At 41.0% G+C, this 25,976-nt stretch carries 20 protein-coding genes and 1 pseudogene; 5 read left to right on the top strand and 16 right to left on the bottom strand.

All coding sequences use genetic code 11. The features are described from left to right. Window positions 1-90 precede the first annotated feature (90 nt). The 10 genes and pseudogenes from GSQ19_RS15940 to surE form a co-directional block, all read right to left on the bottom strand. Window positions 91-774, bottom strand: a complete 684-nt coding sequence (locus tag GSQ19_RS15940) for a Uma2 family endonuclease (RefSeq protein WP_011318913.1) — start codon at window positions 772-774, stop codon at window positions 91-93. Window positions 775-872: 98 nt separating this feature from the next. After that, entirely contained in the window at window positions 873-3,401 is a 2,529-nt protein-coding gene (locus GSQ19_RS15935; RefSeq protein WP_011318912.1) for a DEAD/DEAH box helicase, read from the bottom strand. A 240-nt stretch (window positions 3,402-3,641) separates the two neighbouring features. Continuing rightward, a complete protein-coding gene (gene secA, locus GSQ19_RS15930; protein ID WP_011318911.1) occupies window positions 3,642-6,434 on the bottom strand; it encodes a preprotein translocase subunit SecA in 2,793 nt (930 codons plus the stop codon). A gap of 309 nt (window positions 6,435-6,743) precedes the next feature. Further along, on the bottom strand, window positions 6,744-7,286 hold the full coding sequence (locus GSQ19_RS15925) for a cytochrome c (protein ID WP_011318910.1): 543 nt from the start codon (window positions 7,284-7,286) through the stop codon (window positions 6,744-6,746). A 105-nt stretch (window positions 7,287-7,391) separates the two neighbouring features. After that, window positions 7,392-7,751, bottom strand: a pseudogene (locus GSQ19_RS15920) (type II toxin-antitoxin system RelE/ParE family toxin). Next, window positions 7,741-7,998, bottom strand: coding sequence for a type II toxin-antitoxin system RelN family antitoxin (locus tag GSQ19_RS15915; protein ID WP_011318909.1), 258 nt, complete (start codon window positions 7,996-7,998; stop codon window positions 7,741-7,743). Before GSQ19_RS15915 ends, GSQ19_RS15920 begins: the two are co-directional and overlap by 11 nt. A 54-nt stretch (window positions 7,999-8,052) precedes the next feature. After that, window positions 8,053-8,961, bottom strand: a complete 909-nt coding sequence (locus GSQ19_RS15910; protein ID WP_011318908.1) for an AAA family ATPase — start codon at window positions 8,959-8,961, stop codon at window positions 8,053-8,055. A gap of 354 nt (window positions 8,962-9,315) precedes the next feature. Beyond that, window positions 9,316-10,404: a bifunctional riboflavin kinase/FAD synthetase gene (locus tag GSQ19_RS15905; RefSeq protein WP_041456194.1), complete on the bottom strand. Its 1,089-nt coding sequence runs from the start codon at window positions 10,402-10,404 to the stop codon at window positions 9,316-9,318. A gap of 129 nt (window positions 10,405-10,533) precedes the next feature. After that, entirely contained in the window at window positions 10,534-11,430 is an 897-nt protein-coding gene (locus GSQ19_RS15900; protein WP_011318906.1) for an MBL fold metallo-hydrolase, read from the bottom strand. Between the two features lie 402 nt (window positions 11,431-11,832). Continuing rightward, a complete protein-coding gene (gene surE, locus GSQ19_RS15895; RefSeq protein ID WP_011318905.1) occupies window positions 11,833-12,630 on the bottom strand; it encodes a 5'/3'-nucleotidase SurE in 798 nt (265 codons plus the stop codon). Between the two features lie 225 nt (window positions 12,631-12,855). Here surE and pheS point away from each other — a divergent pair, with 225 nt between their 5' ends. Both pheS and GSQ19_RS15885 read left to right on the top strand, forming a co-directional pair. Then, window positions 12,856-13,848, top strand: a complete 993-nt coding sequence (pheS, locus tag GSQ19_RS15890; protein ID WP_011318904.1) for a phenylalanine--tRNA ligase subunit alpha — start codon at window positions 12,856-12,858, stop codon at window positions 13,846-13,848. A 167-nt stretch (window positions 13,849-14,015) separates the two neighbouring features. After that, window positions 14,016-14,489: a P-loop NTPase family protein gene (locus tag GSQ19_RS15885; protein WP_011318903.1), complete on the top strand. Its 474-nt coding sequence runs from the start codon at window positions 14,016-14,018 to the stop codon at window positions 14,487-14,489. A gap of 1 nt (window position 14,490) precedes the next feature. Here the strand turns inward: GSQ19_RS15885 and GSQ19_RS15880 are convergent, their stop codons facing one another. From GSQ19_RS15880 to GSQ19_RS15865, 4 genes are all read right to left on the bottom strand, one after another. Then, the gene (locus GSQ19_RS15880) at window positions 14,491-15,936 is read right to left on the bottom strand and encodes a RecQ family ATP-dependent DNA helicase (protein ID WP_011318902.1); all 1,446 of its coding nucleotides are present in this window, start codon (window positions 15,934-15,936) and stop codon (window positions 14,491-14,493) included. Between the two features lie 66 nt (window positions 15,937-16,002). Then, window positions 16,003-16,860, bottom strand: coding sequence for a diaminopimelate epimerase (gene dapF, locus GSQ19_RS15875; protein ID WP_011318901.1), 858 nt, complete (start codon window positions 16,858-16,860; stop codon window positions 16,003-16,005). A gap of 68 nt (window positions 16,861-16,928) precedes the next feature. Then, entirely contained in the window at window positions 16,929-18,524 is a 1,596-nt protein-coding gene (locus GSQ19_RS15870) for a 2-isopropylmalate synthase (RefSeq protein ID WP_011318900.1), read from the bottom strand. A gap of 90 nt (window positions 18,525-18,614) precedes the next feature. After that, window positions 18,615-19,136, bottom strand: a complete 522-nt coding sequence (locus GSQ19_RS15865; RefSeq protein WP_011318899.1) for a LabA-like NYN domain-containing protein — start codon at window positions 19,134-19,136, stop codon at window positions 18,615-18,617. 805 nt (window positions 19,137-19,941) lie between these two features. Here GSQ19_RS15865 and GSQ19_RS15860 point away from each other — a divergent pair. Then, window positions 19,942-22,275 (top strand): CHASE2 domain-containing serine/threonine-protein kinase, encoded by a 2,334-nt coding sequence (locus tag GSQ19_RS15860; protein ID WP_011318898.1) that lies wholly within the window; start codon window positions 19,942-19,944, stop codon window positions 22,273-22,275. 20 nt (window positions 22,276-22,295) lie between these two features. Here the strand turns inward: GSQ19_RS15860 and GSQ19_RS15855 are convergent, their stop codons facing one another. Together GSQ19_RS15855 and GSQ19_RS15850 are read right to left on the bottom strand one after the other, a co-directional pair. Continuing rightward, window positions 22,296-23,015, bottom strand: coding sequence for a rhomboid family intramembrane serine protease (locus GSQ19_RS15855; RefSeq protein ID WP_011318897.1), 720 nt, complete (start codon window positions 23,013-23,015; stop codon window positions 22,296-22,298). Window positions 23,016-23,240: 225 nt separating this feature from the next. Then, on the bottom strand, window positions 23,241-23,717 hold the full coding sequence (locus tag GSQ19_RS15850) for an MEKHLA domain-containing protein (protein ID WP_011318896.1): 477 nt from the start codon (window positions 23,715-23,717) through the stop codon (window positions 23,241-23,243). A gap of 185 nt (window positions 23,718-23,902) precedes the next feature. Here GSQ19_RS15850 and GSQ19_RS15845 point away from each other — a divergent pair, with 185 nt between their 5' ends. Together GSQ19_RS15845 and GSQ19_RS15840 are read left to right on the top strand one after the other, a co-directional pair. After that, window positions 23,903-24,523 carry a tetratricopeptide repeat protein gene (locus GSQ19_RS15845; protein ID WP_011318895.1) on the top strand — a complete coding sequence of 207 codons (621 nt, stop codon included), beginning with the start codon at window positions 23,903-23,905 and terminating at the stop codon, window positions 24,521-24,523. Window positions 24,524-24,662: 139 nt separating this feature from the next. Next, a complete protein-coding gene (locus tag GSQ19_RS15840; protein ID WP_011318894.1) occupies window positions 24,663-25,967 on the top strand; it encodes a P-loop NTPase fold protein in 1,305 nt (434 codons plus the stop codon). Window positions 25,968-25,976 lie beyond the last annotated feature (9 nt).

Here is a 25,976-nt window from a genome sequence, read left to right as displayed (position 1 = left end):
CTTACTTCGGCAAATCTCGTACCTATTTAAGAATAGCCCAGAATCCCTTCTCGCTGTTCCTTCACCTTGGACTTTCCCCAAATCAACTTATCATCCCACCTGAAAAATTTGGTCAACAGTTAAATCCAACTCAGGGAATGTAACTGATTGAATGCGTTCCCCTTGCCGAAACTGACTCACTTGGTACTCACCTTCAATTAGGTAATTGACTGAGATAGTTGGCTGTTTAGGGTTGCCAATAAAAGCTCGTCCACCCAAGCCGGCATAGTCTACAATCCAGTATTCAGGAATACCCATCTCTTCCCTTCGAGACGCTACGCGAACATAATCAGCACGCTTTTTGTAATAATCATCACGCCAGTTAGTGAGGCAGTGCGTTGGACGGGTTTCCCGGCTTGAAGCAACTGCCGTGCTGACAACTTCAACAATTAACTTCACACTTGCTGGATTCTCAATGATGGACTCACGCTCCCATCGGGGTTCATTGCTTAACGCCTCTTGATCCAAAACGATGATATCGGGTTCATAACCAGATTTACTGTTAGGCTTAACAATCGACTCTCTGGGAATAGTCCAAATACCGCGTTTCCCTATTTGGATGATGCTAAGGAATAATTCTTCTATCAGGAAGCCTATAACATTGGAATGCTTCCCGCTTGGCTTTGGCATTTCGACAATCACTCCATCATGCAGCTCGTAGCGTCCCTCTGAGTTTTCTGGCAACCAATCAATAAATTCATCAAAGATTACTTGTTTGGTTAAGGCTTGAGTCATAAATTTACACTTTTGCTGATTTGGCTGGTTTAGTTATTGCCGTAGCCACCCTGAATTAATAAGTTGTGCCAAATACATTCTGTTTCAGATTTTATGATTTATTCTTTTGTAGTGACCACAATATTATAAGCTTGGCGACCAAGCTTATCTTGAATATACTCCAGCAGTTGTGCTTTATGTTGCAGTAACCATTGAGGATTATTTCCCGGATATAAATATATAATGTATCCACGGATGGTACTGTCCCATTCAATTTTGTAAATGGCTTTGCAATGATAAAATAAATTAACTACTCTTGTTAAAGTTCTTATAGAATGTTGGCTTTCTGTTCTAAATGTTAAATCTAAATTTTTGGGAATAGCCAACTTTGTTGTATTACATCGAAAGTCAATTTCATTCTTTCCTTTGCATTTATTACAAATATTACATAAAGTTTGTGAATTCTGAATAGATGTTTCCCCACCCATAGAAAATGGTTTAATGTGGTCAACTTGTAATTTAGCTTCAGTATTGGCTCCACAACATAAGCAAGTGTAACTGTCTCGCTTTTTTACTTTTACTTTTTCTTTTTCTGAAAGTTCTCGATCTTTATGTGGAGATGGAGAGATAACGGTAATAGTAGGTATTTCACTATCACCCCCGTGAATAATTTTAATGATAGCTAAATGAACAGATGTTATGAGGCGATTTGGCGTTTTATAAAATGTTTTCCATAATGTTCCAGGTTTTGCAAACTCTTCGTTTATGTATTTATCTATTTCTCTCGGCGAAAAGTCAATAAGTCTTTTGGCAATTCTATCTAAGTCATAATTCTCTCTTTCGTCAAATGAATAGTATTCGGGTGCAGATTGGTTTTGTGCAATATGTCTGACGATTTTAATTAAATCAGCACTAAGTTTGTCACCCAAATTATCAGTTTTCCAATCAAACCATGAATCTATCCATTCTCCGATTTGTTGTTCGAGGGATTCATCATTAAGATATTCTTTAGACCACTCAACTGGCAACTTGAAATCAAGAATAAAGTTAATAAACTTATTAAGCTTGGATTGTGTATGGTCATAAACCATAACATATTCGGTAAACGCTTCTATTGATTCATTATTTTTGTCAGAGTCAGCATATACAATTTCAGTTTTATACCAGCCAATAGGAAAAATTTTAGAGAATATTACTTCATGGACTCCACCGCTCTCAATTGATTTTGATAATTCCTCAACTAAGCGAATCGATATATACTCTAGTGGATAACTCTTTATTGTTGATTCTTTTCCTGTATCTTTAGTATCACCAATTTGTGGTGTAGCCCAATCAATTAAACGTTTCCAGTCATCGAAGAACAAAACAACATTTGCTTCACTGTTACCTTTTATTTTTTTACCACGTAATGCTCTACCTATCATTTGAGTCATGAGAATAGAGCTTGTTGTTTGGCGAGTAATAAAGACACTTTGAACATTAGGAATATCAGCCCCCTCTGTTAACATCCTTACGTTTATTAAAACATCAAGTTTATTGTTCCTAAATTCATCTAAAATTGTTTTATTTTCATCTTCTCTACGCTTATTACGTGCCTCAGATGAACCTGGATCAGCATCTATATGGGAATAAATAGCATCTGCTTTAATACCTTTTTCAAGAAGTTTATCTTTTATATAAACACATTGAAACCAACGGTCAGCAAAGATAATAGTTTTACCATAAATATCTTTATTTGATGTATAAGTTTTTACTATAAGATTATTTCTATGTTTATCGTTTGCAAGAGTTTCTATGATTGATTCAGGAAGGTCTTTGTGTTGTTTAACTAATTTTTCATATAATCTATCATCGACTACCATTTCTGTACCAGTCGATACTTCAATATAATTAGGTCTAGCTAGAATATCTTGTGCTATTAGGGCTTCTTTATCTGCTTGATAGATAACTCCGTTAACTCCATCCTTATATATTTTCCATAACCAACCTCTTCTAGTCTTATCTGTATAAGTTGGTGTGGCTGTTAGACCAAGTATATTTGAATTGGGTACTATTGATCTAAGTCCTATCTCACCAATTAATAAATTTCTGCAACCATAGGCAGGTGAATGGTGAGCTTCATCCACTATTATAAACAAACCTGTTTCTTTGCAATTTTCAATAAATTTTCTAAAAGGTGTTTTCACCTTATTACCTGAACCATCTAAAGCATTAGGGCTTAAATTACTGATAGCTGTTTGTACTGTCATGATGATAATATCATCGGTTGATTTTATAGATGCTGCTTTAGCATGAGAAGGATTGCTGGAAACACATCTAATATTTAATATTTTTTTAGAATATGAAATTCCTCGTGCATTTTCTTTAAAAGTAGAGAATGCTTGATCCAATAAATAATATGAAGGAGCTAACCAAAGGATTTTAATATTTTTAGGAACTACATGATCACACAACCACCTTACAGCCGTAAATGTTTTACCTGCACCTGTAGGCAGCACTAATATTCCACTGCCTGGTTTTTTATTGTCAAGCCGAAAAGTATTACTAAGTTTTTCAAATGCCTCAATTTGGTGCTGAAAAGGAGATTTAGGCACAAAGTTCGTATCTTGTTCTCTGAGTTGCTCAAGATCAAGTGATACATACACCATAAATATTCTCTTTTTTGTAAGGTAAGCTTTTGTGGATAAATACAACTTGTATGCGTAACTTATGATTCCCACGATTCTGTGTGTACTAACAGCACTCAGCTCACCTTACTATCCTTCAATCTCCGCGCCCCTACCCTGCGGGAACGCCTAACGGCGAATGCGTTCAAAAACACAAAGGCACTAAGACAACTTTGCGTCTTAGCGCCTTTGCGTGAAACATTTTATCTGTGGTACTTAACCCTAAACCATCTCCGAAGAAGTTTGTACAACTGGCTGAGGCTGGGGCTGGAACATAAACAGCGAATAAACCACATCGCGGCGGATATTCACCATCATATCCAAGAACAACTCATAACCCTCGCTCTTATACTCAATAAGCGGGTCTTTCTGACCATAACCACGCAAACCAACAGACTCGCGCAAAGCATCCATTTGTTGCAAGTGTTCCCGCCACAAAGTATCAATACGCTGCAAGATAAAGAAGCGTTCAGCTTGACGCATCAACCCCGGCTGAATCTGGTCAATTTGAGCTTCCTTGAGGTCGTAAGCAATGCGTACCTGTTCATGGAGGAACGCCTTAATCTCACTCACGCCCATATCTTCCAATTGACTCGCCTGCATATCCGACAGCAGATAAACAAACTCTTTGACTTTATCCACCAACTTATCTAATTCCCACTCTTCCGAGGGCAAATCAACGTTGATGTAGTAGTCAACGATTTCATCCATCGTCTTCTCGGCGTACTTAATCACCTGTTCCTTCAAGTCTTGACCTTCCAGAACCCGGCGACGTTCCGCGTAGATGGCGCGACGTTGGTTATTCATCACCTCGTCGTACTCAAATACTTGCTTACGGATGTCGTAGTAATAAGTTTCGACTTTTCTTTGTGCGCCTTCCAAACTGCGGGTCAGCATCCCCGACTCAATGGGCATATCATCTTCTACATTGAAGGCTTCCATTAAGCCAGCAACGCGATCGCCGCCAAAAATCCGCAGTAAGTTATCCTCTAAACTGAGGAAGAATCTTGTCGAACCAGGGTCGCCTTGTCGCCCAGCCCGTCCCCGCAATTGGTTATCAATCCGCCGTGATTCGTGGCGTTCTGTGCCAATTACGTGTAAACCGCCCCGTGAGACTACCTCATCATGTTCGGTGCTGGTAAATTCTTCATACTCCTGCTTAATTCGCTTGTAAGCATCGCGCAATTTCTGAATTACCGGGTCGTTCGTAGGGGCTTTTTCGGCGGCTACTGCTACTTTATCTTCTGCTTCCAATTCTGGTAAAGAGCGATCGCCATATTCCCGCACGGCAAAATCAACTGCTTCTTTCAGGAGTTGTTCTGCTTCTTTAGAAAGTTGCGTGGGGAAAATCTCTGGCGAAGCCTTCCAAGTCTTGACTTTCTTTCCAGGAACAAAGCCTTGACCAGCGCCATGTCCTGTGGGTAATCCTGCCGCCCTTTGTACACCAAACACATCTTCGTCATCTGGTCGGACAATACGCGGCATAAAATATTCCCGCAATTTCAACCGCGCCATGTATTCAGAGTTACCACCAAGGATAATATCTGTACCCCGTCCTGCCATGTTGGTGGCGATGGTGACAGCACCCCTGCGTCCAGCTTGGGCAACAATTTCGGCTTCCCGTTCTACGTTTTCTGGACGAGCGTTGAGCAATTCGTGGGGGATACCTTGTTCTCTCAGTAATTGGCTGAGATATTCTGATTTTTCCACACTGGTAGTCCCTACCAGCACTGGTCTACCCAGTTCGTGCATCTCCGCACATTCTCGCGCGATCGCCTGCCATTTGCCAATTTCTTTTTTAAATACCAAGTCAGACAAGTCTTCCCGTCTTCTAATTCTGTTAGTGGGAATGATCGTGACTTCTAATTTGTAAATTCTTTCAAACTCAGCTTCTTCTGTCTTCGCTGTTCCTGTCATCCCACCTAATTTGGGATACAACAAGAATAAGTTTTGATAAGTAATTGTCGCTAAAGTTTGAGTCTCTGGTTGAATATCTACGTGTTCTTTAGCTTCAATAGCCTGGTGTAAACCATCACTCCAACGTCTTCCAGGTAACACTCGTCCGGTAAATTCATCCACAATCACAACTTCCCCATTACGGACGATATAATTAACGTCCTTGAGGAACAGTTCTTTGGCTTTAATCGCATTGAAAACAAAGTGCGCCCAAGGGTCTTCTGGGTCAAATAAATCAGTTACTCCTAACAGTTCTTCTGCTTGTGCAAAACCCTCATCTGTCAGCAGTACGTTACGAGCTTTTTCATCTACTTCATAATGCTCATCTTTTTGTAGCGTCAGAGCAATTTCCGCCGCTTGCACATATTTTTCCGTCGGTCTTTCTACCTGACCAGAAATAATTAGAGGTGTGCGGGCTTCATCAACTAGAATCGAATCTACTTCGTCAATGACGCAATAGTTAAAGGGACGCTGTACCACATCAGCCATTGATGTAGCCATGTTATCCCGCAGGTAGTCAAAACCAACTTCACTATTGGTAACGTAAGTGATATCGCACTCATAGTTTTTCTGGCGTTCACTGGGAGTCATGCTGGATTGAATCAGCCCGACACTCAAACCCAGAAAGCGATGCACCTGTCCCATCCATTCTGCGTCCCGACGAGCCAGGTAATCGTTCACGGTGATTACGTGTACACCCTTACCAGTCAAAGCATTTAAATAACTCGGTAAGGTAGCCACCAAGGTTTTACCTTCACCGGTTTTCATTTCTGCGATTTGTCCACTATGCAGAATCACGCCGCCTAACATCTGGACATCAAAATGCCGCAACCCTAAGACTCGCCGTCCTGCCTCTCTTACCACAGCAAAGGCTTCTGGCAGGATATCATCCAAAGTTTCGCCTTTGGCAAGTCGCTGTTTAAACTCTGCTGTTTTACCTTTTAAATCTTCATCAGAGAGGACTTTAATGTCCTCTTCCAAGAGATTAATTTCTGTAATATAGGGTTGGTATTTTTTGAGCTTACGAGCGTTGGGGTCGCCCAACAAGAGTTTTAGCATGGCAAGTTATAGAACTAAATCGAAGGGATGGGAATTAGAGGGATCTGGCTATTGATTATAAGAATTTAACCCTACCCAAACATTTGGGTGATGGATGGGGATGAAATGAAAATTAACTCAACAACAAAAATGTTGATTTAGTCAGTTTACTAAACGAGCGCTTTTATATCGCAGTTTAAAATTGAGACTGTTCTAATAGTATCATTTCACCTTCCGATGAGGCAGAGAACGCCGATCCTCGCTAAGTAGCAATATCCGATGGGGAAGTAATGAGTTTCTGAGTTCAAATTCTCTGCTAGTTATCCACTCCTACTTCTCCCATTCTGCACTCAGGCGACGGAAATTATACTGACTTGCACTAGGGTGACAACTGACACAGCTATTGATCTGCACAGGTCGAGGTAAATCAACTTTAGGGTGTAGAGCTTTAAAATAACGAGAATTTCTGACGCGATAGGGTGTTTCTTCGTCTGGTAGCTGGGAACGGGAAAAGGTGGAAAGATACCGCCAGACCAAAGTCCGTGGTGGATCTATTAAAGGCTTGATTTGTACACCATAATGCTGTGAGTCTTGTAGAAGATTCCGCCAAGTTTGACTGGGTAAAACAGCCGGTGGTAAACCAATGTGGCAAGTAGCACAATTTTCTAAATACAGTTCTTGTCCCAGTTTTTGTCCTGGGGGAATTACGTCAACAGTGCCAATTTCTGCTGTAGGTGTAGCACTGTGGGCGCTAGTTGCCAAGGCTAGTAACCAACCCATAGCCAGACTCCATACCAGGATAATGAAAATTAAACCCAGGGGTCGGCGGTTAAGTGAACTAGTACGGGCTTTGCGTTTCACCAGATTTGACATTCCTCACTTCCCAAATACGTAGATGTGGCACTTGTAGCTCTATCATAAGACGTACCTAAGACAGTGATGAGTGGTAGCGAGTATCTTCAAATGTGAGCGTTAAATTTACTCACCATAAAAATCAGCTATAGTATCTCGAATTTCATTGACACCGATATCTTCTCGGTCAGACTTGGAATAAATTGTGAGTAGCAAAATACTTGTCGGTGATTCTAGTTGATAAATTAATCGATATCCAGAACTCTTACCTTTTTGGATGTTAGTGTTGCGGACTCTCACCTTCTAAACAACATACTCCTCACCAATGCCGCCAATTTTACCTCCGACAAAGTTACCTTGTTGTAATTGCTCGATCATCGATTGAACGTCAGAGCGAATATTGCGAAATCTTTTGGCAAGGTCGCGTAAATTTTGTTTATATTCAGGCGTTAAATCTATTAACACCAATGGCTGTTCATTCGGCATCAATTCCCTCCCACATTTGGGATAGGGGTATGCGTTTTCCTTCTTTAGCTTGCTTTAATGCTCTTCGCAAGCTAGCTTTAATTTCCTCAACTGGTGTATCATCAGGGTCAACTTCTTCTGTTTCCGCCTGTTCTGGAACCAAGACAATTACCCGCACCTGATGAGGGTAAGTTGTTCCCTGAATTGGCTGGTCTAGAATTAGATTTCCCTGAGAATCAATTGTGCCAGTAACTTCGATCGCCTTCATTCTGTTATCCACCTTGTTTTGTAGGCGATCCTAACACGAGCAAACTCAAGCAGATTAAGGAATAGGTAGCGATCGCAATAACCTATCAACTATACTTCTAGCACTACGTCCACCCCTGGCAATTAGGCGATGGCACAGGACATGAGGAGCGAGAAATTTCACATCATCAGGAATGGCATAATCACGCCCTAATAAGAAAGCCAGTGCTTGGGTAGCTTTGTGTAGCGCAACAGTACCCCGTGGACTGACACCGAGAGTAATTTCTTCGTCTTGGCGTGTAGACCTGACCAATTCCAGGATATATTGCTGTAAAACAGTTTCTACTTTGACTTGAGAACAGATTTCTCGTAATTCTGCCACCTCTGCCAAGGTCAAACAAGGCTGTAAATCACCAACCTTAATACCATGCTGGAGATTTTGCAACATTTCTAGTTCTTCATCCACACCCGGATAACCCAAGCTTAAAGACAACATAAACCTGTCCATTTGAGCTTCTGGTAAAGGGAATGTACCCTGATACTCAACAGGGTTTTGCGTAGCAATCACAAAAAAAGGATGGGGGACTGTGCGGGAAACTCCATCAACGGTTACCTGTTGTTCTTCCATCACTTCCAACAAAGCCGATTGAGTGCGGGGTGTGGCGCGGTTAATTTCGTCTGCTAAGACAACATTGGCAAACACCGGCCCAGGCATGAAACTGAATTCGCCGCTTTTGGGGTTCCAAATATTAGTGCCAGTGATATCTGTGGGGAGTAAATCAGGGGTACATTGCAGTCGTTGAAATGTACCATCCAGTGAACGTGCCAGGGATTTAGCCAAGAGAGTTTTGCCAACTCCAGGGACATCTTCTAGTAAGGCATGACCACCCCCTAAAAGTGCCACTAATACTAAGCGGATAGCCTCGGTTTTGCCAACAATGGTACGGTTCAGATTTTGGGTTAAAGCGTCAATTTTTTCTCTCATGCACCACAGGTTCGGGGATTAGGGTATGGCAGGACTTATACAAGAGGAGGGGTGTAAGGGTGTAAGGGTGTAAAGGTTTTGAAAACTTATACTCCTAATCAAATCCACTCTTCGTGTGTCATTCCTCATATAAGAAACTGGAATGGAGAATAACCTATGCCTTATTCCCCACTCCTGTATTTACAGTGTTCCCACTTAGGCTAGTCAAAATTCAAAATTTAAAATTTATTCTGAATTCTGACTTCCAAGGTCTGTGGAACCTACCCATAAGGAACTTCCAGATAAAAAATATTCAGAATACTAGGGCGTAGATGTTCAAAAACCCCACACCCCTAAACTCCCACACCCCTATTCTCAATTCTCCCTTGACAAAATTTGTCTAGCGACAGTGGAGTCTTGTTGAATTTGCGCTTTTAAGGCTTCTAGAGAGGGAAATTTTTGTTCTGGTCGCAGAAAGTCCACTAACTGCACTACTATTTCCTTGCCATATAAATCCCCAGACCAATCTAGAAGATGCACTTCTACCGATGAATAAGTACCATTAACTGTGGGGCGGTTGCCAATATTCATCACCCCCAAAATTTCCGGTGGTACATTAGCATCTGCGCTCTCACCGAGAATTTTGACACGGACGGCGTAAACTCCTTGACGGGGGATAAATTTATCTTTTGGTAGTTCCAAGTTGGCTGTAGGAAAACCAATGGTTCTACCAAGTTGTTCGCCTTCAACGACTACGCCCATGAGAATGTAGGGTCTTCCTAAGAATTGATTGGCAGTTTTGATATCACCGGTTTCTAGAGCTTGGCGAATTAATGAAGTACTAATAGGAGCATATTCTAGAGACTCAAAGCTACCACAGTTGCCGTCTTCAAGAAACTGCCCATCAGAAGTTTGTAAAGGAACTATGCTAACAGGGATATGGTATTTGGCTGCAATTAACTGCAAGTCCCTGGCAGTACCACGGCGTTGTTTGCCAAAACAAAAATCTTGCCCGACGCTAATTCGTTGACAGCGTAGTTGTTGCACAAGAATTTTTTCGACAAACTCTTCCGGTGACAAGGCAGTTAATTCTTTGTCAAAGGGTAGTAGTACTAGTTGATCTACCCCAAGCGATCGCAATTGTTGTACTTTTTCATCTAGAGGAGTTAACCAAGTACGGGCTTGTCCTGTAAAAAACTCTTGGGGATGAGGACGAAAAGTGACAACTGTGGAGTATATCCGTTCTTGTGGTGCTGCTGGAGGGTTCGCTGATTGGGCTGATGAGTCTAGTGCATCTCCCCATGTTTGTGCGCTCCTAGTTGACTGCAAAACTGGTTGAATGACCCTTTGATGGCCAAGATGCACTCCATCAAACTTACCAAGAGCAACAGCCGTTGGCGTGAGAACCATTTCAGTTGTAGAAGCAACCCACACAGAACACCCATTTTGAGACAGATTTAGCACTTGGATTTTGGGATTTGAGGTTTATTTAACTATCAGCTCGTCGCATAATACCTTACAGGTAGATTCTGGCGCTGACAGTTCCTAATCACCAATCTAATCTAAAATCTACAATTACTCCGAGTGCAACTTTTATGCGGAAACATTACTAACGGGAAAAGATTCCGATAAGGGAGCCGACACAGGAACCTGTAGTACCATGCCTTCCCGCGCCATAATTGCCCCAGAAAACTGGGCAAAAGCTTGCGCGCCAATCTGATCTAAGAAATCATCATCATGGGCAGGATCATGGTGGAATATAACTAATGTTTTGACATTAGCCGCCTTTGCTATTTTGACAGCTTCTTGCCAAGTCGAATGTCCCCAACCAATTCTCGGCGATTTGGCAGAGTGATATTCTTCATCAGTATAGGTGGAATCATAAATGAGAATATCTGCATTTTTAGCCAACTTCAGGACATTTTCATCCAATTTATCTGGAAAATGTTCTGTATCTGTAATGTAAACGGCTGCACCACCACGCCAGTTAATTCGATAGCCTACGGCTTCACCTGGATGGTTGAGGGCTGCTGTTTCGACGGTAATATCATTGATATGGATTGGTAGCCCTGGTTGCACGTCGTGAAAATGCAGGTTGGCTTGCATGATCTGCAAAGGTACGGGAAAATTAGGGTGGAGCATTTGATCGTTCAATCGTTGTTCCACTGTGGAACCATCGGGAGCGATCGCACCATAGATATGAAAATTATTTCCTTTCACAAACCCAGGAACAAAGAAGGGGAAACCCTGCATATGATCCCAATGGGAATGAGTGAAAAATAGGTAAGCTTCTATAGGCATTTGGCGCAATAAAGATTGCCCCAAAACGTGTAACCCTGTACCACCATCAAAAATTAGACGTTTGCCTGCCACCTGCATTTCAACACAAGGTGTATTACCACCATAGCGGACTGTATGTGGACCAGGACAGGGGATGCTGCCACGAACTCCCCAAAATTGCACAGTAAATTGGTTCTCTATCCTTGACATGGGTATTTTCTGCTGGACTGAGCGGTCTATTTACTCACAAGTGTGTTACTTGTTTTGTGAAATTTATACTGTTTTACCGTAGGAGATAGAGAATAGAGTTATTGGTAAAACAGCATACTTTGTTTTCGGTAGATATTGTCAACCAGGTGAGGTAATACAAGGCGTTTACCTCATGATTCCCAGTATTTATGTATCACTAATAGCAAGAATGCTCATAACTTTATAGCCTAAATTTTGTTGTGTTGCACTGGGGATTGGGGACTGGGGATTGGGGATTGGGGACTGGGGATTGGGGACTGGGGATTCTCACAAGTGTATGTTTTTTACTAAGCAGTGAGTTATGACTCTCAGACTAACTAGGGGATAATCATTTCACTAACCCTTACACCCCTACACCCCTATTTAAGACATAGGAAAATTCCAATTAGATAATTTATCTAATGCGGTGGCATAGGTGAGGTTGTATTGCAGTGGGGTGATGCTGATGTAGTTATCTTTGACTGCATGAACATCAATGGGTACATTTTGGGGCAAATTTAAACCTTCTGGGGGTTCCACTTCCTCTAAAACTTCCCCAGTTAACCAGTAGTAGGTTTTGCCACGAGGATCGGTGCGCTTGTCGAAAACATCGACGTAGCGCCGTACCCCTTGACGGGTGAGTTTAACGCCGGCGATTTCTTCCCATTCCACAGGGGGGATATTAACATTGAGTAACATCAAATCTGGTATGGGTTTGGCAGCGAGTTGCTCTACTAGAATGGTGGCAAACTTTGCCGCAGGCTGAAAATTTCGGGAAATGTGGCTAGTTAGGCTAAAAGCGATGCTGGGAATACCTTCGATCATTCCCTCCATCGCCGCAGAAACCGTACCAGAATACAAAATTTCTGTGCCTAAATTAGCACCTTGATTAATTCCAGAGAGGACTAAATCGGGTGGAGAATCTAATAAAGCCCAAAGTGCCAGTTTTACGCAATCCGAGGGAGTACCATCACAAGCCCAAGCTTTAATCGCGGGGTGAAAAATTGACTCGACAATTTCGGCGCGAATCGGTTGATGTAAAGTCAGTCCATGACCAGTAGCCGATCGCTCCCTATCTGGACAAACTACAGTTACATCATGGCCAACCTCGGCTAAGGCGTTAGCCAAGGTACGAATACCTAAGGCGGAAATGCCGTCATCATTGCTAATCAGTAATTTCATAGTTTAGTTGTCAGTGGTTAGTTGTCAGTTGTCAATAGCTATTTTTGTCTTTTGACTTTCAGCACCTATGCCTGATCGCCTTTAAACTGGTAGACAGAAGTATGGTTTGATCGTGTGGCGTTGACTCATTAATCCCACATTGCTAATGTTAATTGTCCTTTGTCAGTTGTTTATTTTTTGCTACTGACCACTGACTACTGACCACTGACTAATAACTAATGACTAATGACTAGCAACTTAGAAGCTCAACTTTTAGCATTGCGGCAGGAAGGAGAACAGGCGATCGCCGCCGCCGATACCCTCGAACGTCTGGAGGAACTCAGAGTTAGTTATCTGGGCAAAAAAGGGCAATTGGGGGCTTTGTTGCGAAGCATGGGGCAGATGAGTGCAGAGGAACGACCGAAAATTGGAGCGATCGCCAATACGGTTAAGGAAGCCCTACAGGCTAGTTTAGATAAGCAACGGGAATCTTTAGAATCTGCCCAAATTCAGGCACAGCTTGACGCGGAAACCCTTGATGTCACTATGCCTGGTATTTACAAGCCGCAAGGACGTATTCACCCCCTAAATGGCATCATCGACCGGGCGCTAGATGTTTTTGTGGGCTTGGGCTACACGGTGGCGCAAGGATTGGAGATGGAGACAGATTACTACAATTTTGAAGCTCTCAACACTCCACCAGACCACCCCGCCCGTGATATGCAGGATACTTTCTATCTCCCAGACGGTAATCTCCTGCGTACTCACACCTCATCGGTGCAAATTCGTTATATGGAAAAAGAGGAACCACCAATTCATATTGTGGCTCCTGGACGAGTTTATCGGCGAGATAATGTAGATGCCACCCACTCGGCAGTTTTCCATCAAATTGAGTTGTTAGCCATTGATGAGGGGCTAACTTTTACCGACCTCAAAGGCACTATTAAAGTGTTTTTGCAAGCTATGTTTGGTGATTTACCAATTCGTTTCCGTGCTAGTTACTTCCCGTTTACCGAACCCTCGGCTGAGGTAGATTTGCAGTGGAATGGGCGCTGGCTGGAAGTCATGGGTTGCGGTATGGTCGATCCCAATGTCATGAAATCTGTAGGCTATGACCCAGAAATTTATACTGGCTTTGCGGCTGGTTTTGGTGTCGAACGCTTTGCAATGGTGTTACACCAAATCGACGATATCCGTCGTTTATATGCTAGTGATTTACGGTTTTTGCGTCAGTTTTAAAAAATCATAATCAAGAGTTAAGAGTTAGGAATTAATCTAAATTCCAACTTTTAACTCCTCTAAAAATATAATTAGAACTTATACTGTTTCTTGATGAAGATGCACTTTATTCTGTACTTTAGAGAGGTTGCACTCAAAGTCTCTACATCATTTATTTTGTGTGTATAATGAATCGCATTTTGATATTTGGCAATTCCGGTTCGGGAAAAAGCACTTTAGCACAGAAGCTGGGACAAAATCTTTGTATTCCAATTCTCGACCTCGATACTATTGCATGGGAACCAAATCAAATTGCTGTACGCCGTTCACATGCAGATGCAGCAAAAGATTTACTAGAATTTATCCAAAATAATCATACCTGGATAATTGAAGGCTGCTATAGTAGCCTCATAGAAATTGCTCTAGAATTTGCTACTGAAATCTATTTTCTCAACCCTGGCATCGATAAATGCTTACAAAACAACAGCAATCGACCTTGGGAACCTCATAAGTTCAAATCATCTGAAGAACAAACTAAAACTTTTGAGTTTCTTCAAAATTGGATTCAACAATATGAAACCCGTAATGATGAATTTGGTTATTCATCTCATCGCGCATTATGGGATAAATTTAAGGGCAAAAAGAATGAGCTTACTGGATGAGTTAATTTCGGCAATTATCGCAATGTCCACAACGCCAGTTATTTGCTTCTTTATCAAACCCAAAAGCATTTAATAAAAATTGCCAGCGACATTGTTTAGTATTTAAATATTGAGTCATTTGTTTAGTAGCCTGCAATTGTTTTGATGGCTGACTTTTGGCCTTGTGTTCTATTTTGTAATTGAAAGGATCTAGCCAGTTTAATTGACCACTGCTGTGGAGTAAGGCTAGGGCTACAGCACTATCAGGAAATTGTTTAGTTACAGAGTTAATTTCGCCTTGCTGTGGTAGTTTTTTGATTAATTGCTGGGCTTTTTGTTGTTGCGATCGCATTTTCTCTTGAAAAAACTCCTGTCTTTGTTTATCCTCTGCATCTAGCCACCCTGTAGGTTCACTCACCAATGTCAGCGCCTCGGCTGGTTTACCATCCCTTCCCCCACGACCAATTTCTTGCACATATTCAGACAATAGGTGTGGTGAGTGAAAATGGACTACCCAGCGCACATCTGGCTTATTAATCCCCATTCCAAAAGCGCAGGTACAGACCACAAAGGGAATTTTTCCCCCTAACCACTTGGCTTCTACTTCCCGGCGTTCTGTTGCGCCTAATCCAGCATGATAACTAGCTGTGGCGTAACCCATTTGTGACAGCCATACAGCTAAGTCTTCACTATCTCTTCTGGTGCGGACGTAAATTAATCCTGCTTGTTGGGGTCGATTTTGAATAAATTTGATTAAATGCTGTTTCCTACCCTTTGGTGTCCAAGCAATGCGGACAGTAGGATGCAAATTAGGACGGTAAGGATTGAGGCGAAAAATATCTGGTTGCTGTAATTGTAAAACTGTTTGAATAGTTTGTTGTGCAGAGGGGTCAGCCGTAGCCGTAAACGCAGCAATACTGATTTTAGTTCCTGGTGGTTTATGTTTGAGCAATGCAGGTCTAACAGCCCCTAGTCTGCGGTAAGCCGGGCGAAATGTTTCACCCCACTGCACTAAACAATGGGCTTCATCTAAAATTAAGCCATTTATTTGCAGTTGTGGCTGACATAATCTTTCCCAAACTGGTGGACTTAATAAAGTTTCAGGAGATAAATATAGTAATCTTAGTTGTTGTTTTTCTAATGCTTGTAGAGTTATGCGGCGTTGAAATGTGGACAACTCACTATGCAATAGTGCTGCTTTTTGTTGGCGTTGGAGTAGTTCTTGCACTTGATTCTCCATCAACGCCACCAACGGGGAAACTACCAAAGTTAAACCTGTTTGTAATAGTGCAGGTAATTGAAAACAAATTGATTTACCGCCCCCGGTAGGCATAATAATTAGTGCATCTTTTCGGGATAATAAACTGCCAACAATTTCCCCTTGTGGCGGACGGAAATCTTCGTAACCCCAAATCTCTTTAAAAGTAGTCCGAACTTCTTCCCAAGCCTTTATTTTGTGAGGATTCATGAAGGTAGTAGATGCAATATTTTTGAATTTACACTCTACTATCTAGATATTGGTTCAGTAATTTTCTCAGATATTACTGACAGTTTCTATGGCAAATATTTCTGTTGACAATTCTCCTTGGGCAACTTTTGTGACAAAACCAGTCATAGAGATATGAAAGTCATCTTTAATTTGAATTAAAATGTCTCCCCCAGGCATTTGGACAATAATTTCAGAGTCACACAAACCAAGTTTATGTGCAGTAGCCGCCGCCGCGCTACTACTACTACCTGAAGCTAAAGTGTAACCTGCTCCTCTTTCCCAAATTTCAATTTGAATAGTGCTTCTATCTAAAACCTTCATAAACTGCACATTAGTGCGATTGGGGAAAAGAGGAAAAACTTCAAATATTGGGCCAAAATTTCTGGCAACATCGGCATTGATGTCATCTAAAAGAATTACACAGTGTGGATTACCTATTGTGGCTGCACAAAATGTAAAAATGCCTTCATCAAGAAATATTTTTTCTTGAATTACTTCTCTGTCATCGCCAACAACTGGAATATCACGACTCCAAAAGCTGACTTTCCCCATCTCTACTTGGACTGTTTTACCTGCATCTTTGATCGCAGATTCCACTAGTCCACCTACAGTTTCAATTGAGAATGGATTTTCATCAACTAGTCCCATATCCCATAAATAACGGGAGAAAATCCGCAGTCCATTACCGCTTTTTTCTGCCTCACTTCCGTCGGGGTTGAAAATGCGTAAGGCGAATTGTGCTTTTGTTGATGCTAAAGGCCCCAACAAAATACCATCAGATCCAATACCAAAATTTCGATGGCAAATTATTTTAATTTTTTCAGGCGTTAGGCTAAATTTTAAATCCTGAGGATTGATAACTAAATAATCGTTACCAAGAGCATGATATTTATAGAACTTCATTCGTTGAAGTAAATAATTAGGAGAAATAAATAAACCCAACTTGTAGTGAGTTGGGTTTATTTTAAGTTTTATGCTGTTACTTCTGTTTGCTTATCTTGAGTCTGCAAGGATGCGTATAAACGATTTAGGGCGTTAACGTAGGCTTGTGCAGAGGCGACGATGATATCGGTGTTGGCCGCATGACCGGAAAATACTCGTGATTCATACCGCAAACGAATTGTCACTTCCCCAATGGCATCAATCCCGGCTGTTACTGACTGCACGGAGAACTCAATTAATTGGTTGGGGACGTTGACCACGCGGTTAATTGCTTTATATACCGCGTCTACTGGCCCTGTACCAATGGCTGCGTCGGTGAGTTCTTCGCCGTCTGGGGTGCGGAGGGTAACTGTTGCTGTTGGACGTGCATTGCTACCGCAGGAAACTTGTACCAACTCTACGCGGAATAAATCAGGGGCTTGCTGGATTTCGTCATTAACAATTGCTTCCAAGTCCCAATCAGAAATTTCTTTCTTTTTATCGGCGACTTCTTTGAATTTGACGAAGGCTTTATTTAACTCAGTTTCTGATAGTTCAAAGCCTAATTCTTTCAAGCGGGTACGGAAAGCATTACGCCCAGAATGTTTGCCTAAAACTATTTGATTGTCTGTTAAGCCAATCAATTGGGCATCCATGATTTCGTAGGTGAGTTTGTTTTTCAAAACTCCATCTTGGTGAATTCCTGATTCATGGGCGAAGGCGTTAGCCCCAACGATCGCCTTATTGGGTTGTACTAACATTCCTGTTAAATTAGAAACCAAGCGTGAGGTTTTATATATTTGCTTGGTGTCAATATTGGTGAGTGGTTCTTCCGAATCTGGGTGTCTACCTAAGAAGGGATTAAAGTATTGTCTGCGGACGTGCATCGCCATTACCAATTCTTCTAAGGCGGCGTTTCCTGCTCTTTCACCAATACCATTGATGGTGCATTCTAGTTGTCTTGCACCATTTTTAACTGCTTCTAAGAAGTTGGCAACTGCCAAGCCTAAATCATTGTGTCCGTGAACAGAAATAATTGCTTGGTCGATGTTGGGGACATTTTCTTTAATGCCCTTAATTATTGCCCCAAATTCGCTTGGTGTGGTGTAACCAACGGTATCCGGAATGTTAATTGTTGTTGCACCGGCGGCGATCGCTCGCTCTAAAACCTGATACAAAAATTCTGGGTCTGAACGTCCAGCATCTTCCGGGGAAAATTCCACATCATCGGTGAAACTTTTGGCATAAGCTACCATTTCTTCGGCGATCGCAATCACTTCTGGTCTGGTTTTTTTCAGCTTGTACTGGAGGTGAATATCTGAGGTAGCAATAAAGGTGTGAATCCTGCCTTTAGCTGCTGGTTTAATAGCTTCGGCTGCCGCTTTGATATCATCATGCCTAGCTCTTGCCAAACTGCAAATTACCGGGCCATTTTCCGTCCCTACAGTTTGGGCAATTTTATGGACTGCTTCAAAATCCCCAGGGCTAGCAAAAGCGAAACCTGCCTCTATGATATCTACACCTAAGCGGGCTAACTGTTTGGCGATCGCCAGCTTTTCATCTATATTCAGTGTTGCACCAGGACACTGTTCCCCGTCACGGAGTGTTGTATCAAAAATGATAATTCTCTCTGGTTTAGTAGTCATTTTGGCTATTTGTTTAGTTGTACGTTTTGCTTAAAATATCTAGAACCTAAGTTTTTGTAGTTTTAATTTTGTAAATAATTGCTAAGGATATTAACCTTCTGCTTTTTCTATACGGTCTCTAATATCATTTAAGTCTATATATCTATCCGTAGCATTACGTAATTCCCTAGCTATCATTCCTTCTGTCGATACTACTGTGATGTGTGTATTTTTTGAACGTAATAATTCAATTGCTCTTTCAAAATCACCATCACCACTAAATAGAACTACTCGGTCGTACTGGTCTACCGTATTAAACATATCAACGACAATTTCAATGTCTAAATTAGCTTTTTGTGAGTAACGACCGGACGAATCATCATAATATTCTTTGAGTATTTTAGTCCTAACTGTATACCCTAAACTAATGAGAGCATCTCGAAAACCTCGTTGATCTTGGGGGTCTTTTAACCCAGTGTACCAAAATGCGTTAATTAATGTTGTTTCTGATTGCTCGTTTTTGAAGTATTCTAAAACCCGTCTTGGATCAAAAAACCACCCATTTTTTTGTTGAGCATAGAACATATTGTTTCCGTCTACAAAAATAGACAGACGATTCATTGGGGAACCCATAGAAAAATACACCTAATATATAGTAAAGAATTTAGAATGGACAATAGATTATAGCAATTCTCATTTGATAAATTGACTAATAGCTCTAGCGAAACTTTTCATGTATAGATTTTATCTTACCTCTTTCAATGTCTAAAATTAGGAACAATATAGGAATTCATCTGCTGGTTGTTGAACATTTTAACTCCCAACACTATGAGAAACACCCTGTAATCAAAATCTACCAATAAAATCGGCACAGTAACAGGATTGTTTGCTATCCATCTATCAAGTTTACTTCTAAAGAGGTAAGGCATAGGTCTGAAGATAGGAGATTGGGGAAGTACCATATATCGATTGTGCAATTAACAATAAAGCTGAGTGAAAAATACCAATTCTGTATAAGCGGTATACGTAGCAGGTAAGAGGCCAAGAATTAGGGGTGAGAAGCTAGGGTCTAATATTGTTTACTCAACAGAGGCTAGGTTAACAGTATTTTTTCCAGTCAGCCATTTCCGGAAAAATCCTCTGACTCAGCATGAAAAAATCTTTGATCTCCACCCTATGTCCTTTCACTTATTCCCTATTATTCAGACTTTACACACAACTAAAGGAGAAAAATCTGTGTTTTCTAGTGTTTAACCTTTAATCTCTAGTCCCTATCATCTTGACTGAGTGGAGATTGTTTAACACAAGTTTGGCGCAGAATAAAATTTATATTACAAATGTATAAGATTATCATTTAAGTTCTGATTTCAATGTGGTTGTAGTATAAATGAAACTAAATAAATAAAAAAATTGTACTTAAACCAATTATTAACACGATATGGCAGAAGAACCTACAGAAAAAGTCAACAAAAAAAATGGGTCTACTGCCAATATAGCGTCAAATAAAACAACCAAAGCCACTTTAACAGCAGCAGCACGCCAGTCTCAGCGTCTGGTACGTTTAGGAAACATACTCACTGTTGCTTTAACAATGGGTGCAGCTTTGTTGACAACTTCTGGCTTAAGTTTAGTGCAGTTGCTGGAAAATCAAGCAATATCTGCATTTTTTCAAATCAGAGGACCACTTATCCCGCCAGAGGACATAGTGATCTTAGCAATTGACGATCAGTCAATATCAGTACCCGAACAATACTATAGAACATATCCACAGAAATATGCCTACCTAGAACCACTGAGTAAGTTTCCTTTTAAGCGTGTTGCCTATGCTCAGGTAGTGGAAAAATTGATGCAGGCTGGAGCTAAATCTGTTGCGTTGGATGTGGTTTTTGATCTACCTGGAAGCTACGGAAATGAGGACGATCGCCAACTGCAAGCAGTATTACAGAAATATAGCGGCAAGGTGACATTAGCGGCACAATACGAAACTTCTCAGTCCCACCAGGGATTCTTTACTCAATTGAGGTTGCCCTATGAAAAGTTTCGTAACGATGAGGCATCAATAGGTACAGTAAATTTTCCTGTAGAGGTGGATGGCAAAATACATCGCTTAGGTAGTGAATTGACAAAGATATTAGGCGAAGTTGATGCCCTCACGGATAAAATTCCATCCTTTGACCAAGCAGTGTTGGCAACAGCAAAGGTAAAGTATCCTCGTTCACCAGGAGAACGCATTTATTTTTGGGGACCGGCTGGTACATTTGCCACGATTCCCTTTTGGCACGTCCTCGACCCGCAAAACTGGAATACTTATTTACAGCAAGGGCAAGTATTTCAAAACAAAATCGTGATTATTGGTGCAACTGCCCAGTTAGCAAATGATTATCACGCTGTAGCGGTTAGTAGCGCTTGGTTATCTTCTGAAAAGATGTCAGGAGTAGAAATTCACGCCAATGCGATCGCCACATTGATGGAAGGTAAAGCGATCGCCCAAGGGATTCCAAGTCAATCTCTGCAAGCTTTGTTTGTGTTGGTATTAGTTGGTGGTACATCTTTCATCATTACCAGAAGCAAAAGCGGACTTCAGCGATTTATTTTAAGTTTGGCTGTCGCCAGTGGTTGGGGTAGTATTAGCTATATCAGCTTTGTTTATGCACAGTTACTATTTCCTACAGCTATACCAATGTTGGCGATCGCCTTTTGTGGCATATCTTATCTCGGAACAGAAGTAGCTAAAGAAAAAATCCGGACTCGCCAAATAGTCGATATTTTTCAGAAATATAAAACTTCTCCTGTTGTTCAGGAAATTATTAGCCAACAACAAGAACTACAAGACTTATTACAACAAAGAAATGTAGCCGTATCGGGAAAAATCCTCAGTGGACGTTACAAAATTCTCAAGGTACTTGGTTACGGTGGATTTAGTGAAACATATATTGCTGAAGATACCCAGCGTCCAGGTAATCCCCAATGTGTAGTTAAGCAACTGAAACCAGTCAACACCCAGGCAAAAGGATTGCAACTAGCTAGGCGCTTGTTTAATCTAGAAGCACAAAGTTTAGAAAAATTGGGTTCATATCAGCAAATACCCCAACTTTTGGCTTATTTTGAACAAGAAGCAGAATTTTATTTAGTTCAAGAATATATTATTGGTCATCCTCTCAACCAGGAATTGCCATCAGGTAAAAGTATTAGTGAAGCAGAGACGGTGGCAATTATTAGGGAAATACTGGAAATATTAGTATTCGTTCATGAAAATGGTGTAATTCATCGAGATATTAAACCCAGCAATATTATTCGCAGACACTCAGACCACAAATTAGTCTTAATTGACTTTGGTGCAGTCAAAGAAATTTCCTTACCCCAAGCAAACAATCAAGAGCCACTCCCCTTTACTATTGGTATTGGTACTAAAGGTTATGCACCCAGTGAACAATGTTTCGGCCGTCCTCAATACAATAGCGATATCTATGCAGTCGGCATGATTGGTATTAAAGCCTTAACAGGTATCGCCCCCCACGATCTTCCCAGAGATGAGAATGAAGAAATAAAATGGAGAGATAAGGCACTCGTTAGCCAGGGCTTTGCACAAATTTTGAGCAAAATGGTGCGGGAAGATTTTAAACAGCGTTATCAGTCTGCATCAGCAGTTTTAGCAGCACTTAATAAATTAGCCAATACCCCAGATAAAAACTTCGGACAGCAAAATGACTCATCAATGAACACAATCATATCCATAGATGAGTCAGATTTTCCGACCGCACATTGGCCTTGAATTAATTGGGGATTGGGGATTTAACTATACCAAGATTCTTCCTTGGCTTTATCGCTGAATAAACCCAACAAGGGCCCCAGGAGTGCGCCGAAAATAAAGCCACCAGCATGGGCCCAGTAGGCAATACCACCACTTTCCATCCCGATGTTAGTGCGCGTTTGTAAACCAGCAAGTCCGTAAAAAGATTGTTGCAGGAACCAAAAACCTAAAAAGAAGTATGCAGGAACACGGAAAGTTGGGAAGAAGAAACCTAAAGGGACTACACCGAGAATTTCGGCATTGGGAAAACGCAGGATGTATGCACCCATCACACCAGCGATCGCCCCACTAGCACCCAAAGAAGGAATGCTAGAATCTTGAGAGAAGTACCATTGGGTTAAAGACGCTAAAACGCCACAAGCCAGATAAAACAGCAAATATCTGGCATGACCAAGTTTTTCTTCTACATTGTTACCAAAAATCCATAGGAACAACATATTCCCAGCTAGGTGCAGAAAGCCACCGTGCAGAAATTGGGAAGTAATCAAAGTTGCCCACTCTGGTACTGGTTGATGCACAGAAACACCAGCAAAACTTAAACTCAGTTCTCGCGGAACAACAGCAGCCAAATGCAAAAACCCATCTAATGCTTGGGGAGGAAGGCTAGCTTCATACAAAAAAGCGAGGACATTGGCAGCAATTAGCCCATAAGTCACATAAGGCGTAATTGTTACAGGATTATTATCTCTAATGGGAACCACTGGCGTTTTTCCTGATTTTTCAGTCTCTAGACTCAGAGTAGTAAATTTTGCTAGTAGTTTCTTCTAGCCAGTGGATGAATATGAGTTAAACGGTATCAAGATTTAAAATATCGCCCATCTAATACCAATCGGAAAAAAGAATGAGACAAATAAACCATCTGTAGAGACGCGATTCATCGCGTCTTCTTCACTGTTGGTAGTTAACCGTTAGCAATCAAATCATGGTTATGTAATAAATTGACAATTATAGGAAACAGCTGCTTGACCACAATACTGGTGTTGTTCATCCAGCAGATTCCAGATGATACCGTCTTGCATATAAAAGCGTTTGCCAGTGCTGGTAATGCGTACACCAGAGTAGTAACTAAAACCTTGAGTTGCTGCTTCTGCTAACAGGCGATCGCGTTCTTGTTGTACCATCTCCTCAGCACTCTTGCGCGAAGGCATTTTCGTAAATTCATCCCAAGACAGTTCCCATAGTTCTAAAGCTTTGCGATTACCGTAGTTAAAAATCGGGTCTGGTTCCGTACCATGAGAAACTAAGACAAATGGTGCTTCAAATAATGCCAACGCTGTTTCATCAGGTGACCCATGCACATCTAGTAATAAATTTCCTGTCCAATGCTGAAAACTTTTAATTAAGCGTTGACTGTGGCGAATAATTATGTGTTGTTCCCCAGGATATTCTTTCAAACCAGACATAGATCAATATAAATTGAACACCAAGAACCCAGTATGACATAACAAGCTGTCTTTCCCCCCCTCTCTGTATCTGTGCGTGAATAATTTACTATCCCACTCAACTCAGCAGGATTACCTGAAAGTAGAATTAAACATAAATTATTACACTTGCAGTTGTTGATAGTTAAAATTACCGTATATAAATCATGTTATTTGCCAATTCTTTAGAAAATCAACTCCAGCAATGGAACGAAGTTATTAGTAAACAACCTAACAATCCTAATGCTTATATCCGTCGGGGTATGGTGCAATTTCAGTTAGCGAAAATTGAGGAATCAATTGATGATTTTGACACAGCAGAAAAACTAGATAATCGAATTAAGCCATACCTTTGGCAACGAGGGTTATCTTATTATTATGCAGATAGATTTGCTGAAGGCGCTCAACAGTTTGAAATAGATTTAACAGTCAATTCCCAAGACGTGGAAGAAACTGTTTGGCGATATCTGTGCATGGCGCGTTTAGTCGGGGTAACAGAGGCAAGAAATAACTTATTAACGGTGAAAAATGACCCCAGACTAATTATGCGTTCTGTCTATGATTTGTTTGCCGGACATTGTACGCCAGATAATGTATTCAACATTGGACAAACAGAAGGTAATAAGGGTAAGTTTTACAGTCATCTTTATTTGGGACTATATTACGAGGCGGAAAATAATTTACCTTTAGCTCAAGAATATATAGTTAAGGCTGCTGATAAATATAAACTTGATGACTATATGTGGTACTTGGCGCAGGTGCATAAAAAGCTGCGAGGTTGGATGTAATTGCTGGATTATTCCCTGCAAAAATAAAATTAAACTAGTAGAAAATAACCTTTTATTAGCAATTTCTAATTATTAGTAATGATATCGCTATAATCCTGAAATATAGGGCTATTACCAGGCTGATTTCGGGTGTTTTCTCATGAAGTTAGATTTAATCAGGTTTTTTCAGGCGTGCAACCCTAGCAAAACTTTGGCTGTCAGCAAACCGGAGGATAGACAATATTACATTGATTTCTCTAAAGTGCGGGGTAGCAAGATTATTGACGAATTAGGGCGAACTATCACCAGACTTTCCCCAGATGAACCTACTTGTCAGTTGTTTACTGGTCATATTGGTTGTGGGAAATCAACGGAATTACTCCGCCTGAAATCAGAGTTAGAACAGCAAGGATTTCATGTGGTGTATTTTGAGTCTAGCCAAAGCCTGGATATGGCTGATGTAGACGTGACAGATATTTTATTAGCTATAGCCCGTGAGGTGAGTCAAAGTCTAGAGGCAATCAAGATTAACCTCAAACCTGGATACTTCCAAAATTTGTTTACAGAAATCGTCGGTTTTTTGCAAACACCGCTAGATATTGGCGTAGAAGCGGAGTTATCTGTAGGTATTGGCAAAATTACCGCTAAAACTAAAGATAGTCCAAAACTGCGATCGCAATTACGGCAATATCTAGAACCACGCACCAATGGCATTTTAGAGTCTATCAATAAAGAACTACTGCAACCAGCGATCGCTAAACTGAAGTTGCAAGGTAAAAAAGGATTAGTCGTCATTATTGACAATCTTGACCGTATTGATAATTCATTGAAGCCTACAGGTCAAATCCAGCCTGAATATTTATTTGTAGAACGCGGCGAACAGTTAAACCAACTAAGCTGCCATGTTGTTTATACAATTCCCTTAGTTTTAATATTCTCCAATGCTTTAGGTAGATTAACAAATCGCTTTGGTATTGACCCCAAAGTTCTGCCAATGGTACCTGTAAAACTTCAGAACGGTACTAAATTTGCCCAGGGAATTAACCTGCTGCAACAGATGGTCATGGCCAGGGCGTTTCCTGGGGTAAGTTGGGAACAAAACCAAACGTTAATTACAGAGGTTTTTGACAGCCCTGAAACCTTAGATAGACTGTGCTTAGTTAGTGGTGGTCATTTGCGTAATCTGCTGATGATATTATTTCGCTGTCTTCAACAAGAAGACCCGCCCATTTCACGGGAATGTTTAGACAGGGTAATTAAACAACGCTGTAATGAACTTTCTTTAGCTATTACCCCTGATGAATGGGAAGTTCTTTACCAAGTAGCGCAAGATAAAAGCCTGAGGGGTCATGAAAAATATGAACTTTTGCTTCCCAGTATGTTTGTATTTGAATACCGGGATGAGGACGGTTCTTGGTTTGATATTAATCCGATTTTGGCAGAAGCCAAAGACTTTAAATTATAAGATGTTGTC

This window comes from Trichormus variabilis 0441, assembly GCF_009856605.1.
Taxonomy (GTDB): Bacteria; Cyanobacteriota; Cyanobacteriia; order Cyanobacteriales; family Nostocaceae; genus Trichormus; species Trichormus variabilis.
The sequence above is the reverse complement of the archived record's forward strand: the minus strand, read 5'-3'. Positions and strand labels throughout refer to the sequence as shown.